Below are 462 nucleotides of genomic sequence, written 5' to 3'. Positions count from 1 at the left end.
GTCTTAAAATGGCTTTCACACGGGCAACAACTTCTCTAGGTGAAAAAGGCTTAGTCATATAGTCATCGGCACCTAATTCTAAACCTAATACCCGATCAAATTCATCATTTTTCGCCGTTAACATTAATATAGGGACTAAATTTTTATTTGTTCTTACAGTCTTACATACGTCAATGCCATCTTTTTTAGGTAGCATAACATCTAAAATAATTAAATCTGGCTGTTCATTTTCTACCTTTTCTAAAGCCTCATCACCATCAAATGCGACAACAACTTCATAACCAGCTGTTTCTAAGTTATATTTAAGTAATGTTACGATTGAATGTTCGTCATCTACTACCAACACTTTTTGCGACATGGTATGCCTCCCTAACTTATAATTATATTTACATTATAACCGAACTATTTATAAAAATAACATCCTACACATTATCTTTACACATTTTTTACATTACTTTACAC

1 protein-coding gene is annotated in these 462 nt (G+C 32.0%); it reads right to left on the bottom strand.

What is annotated here, in order from left to right; translation table 11 throughout:
- Nucleotides 1-358: response regulator (locus KDK95_RS38900; protein WP_212522644.1), on the bottom strand; the 358-nt coding region annotated here is incomplete at its 3' end.
- Nucleotides 359-462: the final 104 nt, after the last annotated feature.

Origin of the sequence: Actinospica acidithermotolerans (assembly GCF_018139625.1) — a bacterium.
Taxonomy (GTDB): Bacteria; Actinomycetota; Actinomycetes; order Streptomycetales; family Catenulisporaceae; genus Actinospica; species Actinospica acidithermotolerans.
This window is presented reverse-complemented; position numbering and strand designations above follow the sequence as displayed.